Source organism: Desertimonas flava (genome assembly GCF_003426815.1).
Classification (GTDB): Bacteria; Actinomycetota; Acidimicrobiia; order Acidimicrobiales; family Ilumatobacteraceae; genus Desertimonas; species Desertimonas flava.
Genome location: NZ_QKYK01000069.1, coordinates 1 through 1,757 on the forward strand (window position 1 = coordinate 1; position 1,757 = coordinate 1,757).

Sequence of the window (1,757 nt, forward strand, 5' to 3'; positions counted from 1 at the left end):
CAGGCTGTTGCGGTTTGTGGTCGCTCGGGTGTGGGCGATCGTGGGCGCGGCGGTCGTGTTGGTGACTTGTGTCGGTCGTGGCTGGCGGTGTCCGGGGTGGGAGTCTTGCCGTGTCGTTGTTGCCCGTGTGCTGGGTTCTATGTGGGAGGCAGGCCGACGGTTGAGAGCTTGAGCAGGTTGTGCGTGGTTGCGATCAGTCGCCACTCGGCGGTGACAGCGACGAGTCCCCGATGCATGAATCGCTGGATCTGGCGGTTGTGTTTGATATCGCCGAAGACGGGCTCAACGGTGTGTTGTCGTTGCTTGTAGAGCGCTGTTCCCTCGGGTGTGCGGAGCCGGTGTTCCATCGCTTCAGCCGGCGTGGCATCCGGCGGTGGTGGCCCGCTGGTTGCTCCGCGTTCTTTGAGTTGTTGGCGCAGCTTGTAGCTCTTGGTCGTCGCGATGAGTCGACGTGGTCCTCGGGTGGTGGCGTTCTTGTCGCTCCAGTAGCCGGCATCGAACAGCATCATCCCGATCCGACGACGCTCGCCGATCTTGTTCAGGTTCGTTCGGGTCATCTTCATCATCGGCCGGCACTGCGTCGAGTCGCTGCCGATGTTGGTGACGGTGGCGGCGAGCACGACGCCGTGTTGATTCACCGCGGCCTGAGCGTTGTATCCCTGGACCCAGCCACCCTTCGCGGTCGGCATGACTCGACTGTCGGGATCGGTGGTGTTCGCCCGGTCCACCTTGTCGCTCGTTGCCGTCTCCGATGAGGCCTTGGCTGCCTGTTCGGCACGGATCTTGTCCAGTCGCCGTAACGCCCGTTTGACCTCGTGATCGTCGCCACGTGGAGCGAACCCGCTCGGCCGCCGCCCCCGAGCCCGCGCACGAGCCTCGGCTTCGGCACGGCGTTTCGCCGCTCGCCGCCGGTAGTACTCGACGCGGGCCTCGGCGTGAGCGACCGGGTCGTCATCTTTGGAGGGCGGCGGGAACCCGTGCCCGTCACGGACCGCCCGACGGATCACCGCGCGACGCATGGAATCGTTGGCCTCGCGTCGTTTCCGTTTCGCTTTCAACTGCTCGAGCGCCGCGTCCAACCGTCGCCGCCGATCCTGCCGAGTGGCCAGGTCCTTGGGCAGTTCATCGCCGCGACGATCGCCGAACTCGGCGTCTTCGGCGGTGTCGACAGCGTTGGCCTCGGCCATCATCGCCGCCACCTCAGCGTTGATGTGCTCTTCGCTGCGGCTGGCCTTGATCGATGCATCCGCCGCGATCTTCGTGCCATCCACCGCGACGACACCGACGGTGGTCAAGCCCGCCTGCTTGCACAACAGCAACACCTCGACGAACAACGCCTCGGCGTGTTCTTGATGCACCTGACGGAACCGGGCGATCGTCGTGTGGTCCGGCGCGTCGTTGGCGCAGATCACCCGATAGGCGACATCCACCTCACAGAGCCGTTCGATCTTCCTGCTGGAACGCTGACCGGTGCAATACGCATACAGCAGCAACGCCAGCAACATGTCCGGGTCGTACGCCCGCCGGCCAACCCCATCATTCGGGTGCCGCTCATGCAACCGCGACGTGTCGATCCGTTCAACGACATCGACGATCAGCCACACCAGATGGTCCTCGGGCAACCACTCCCGCACATCCGGCGGCAACAGAAACAACTGATCACGATCCACCCGCCGATACCCGAACGCCATCACCCGATCATGCCCAACCACACTAAACCCGAGCGCGATAGTCAACAATCAAACCGCAACAGCCTG

The 1,757-nt window shown here is 64.2% G+C and carries 1 protein-coding gene; it reads right to left on the reverse strand.

The features are described from left to right. Window positions 1–137: 137 nt before the first annotated feature. Complete coding sequence (locus tag DN771_RS29025) at window positions 138–1,691, reverse strand: transposase (RefSeq protein WP_116999884.1); 1,554 nt, start codon at window positions 1,689–1,691, stop codon at window positions 138–140. Window positions 1,692–1,757 lie beyond the last annotated feature (66 nt).

What these genes read in the sequence shown, in the direction of transcription:
- DN771_RS29025 (WP_116999884.1), bottom strand. Translation starts at nt 1,691, where the DNA reads ATGGCGTTCGGGTATCGGCGGGTGGATCGTGATCAGTTGTTTCTGTTG.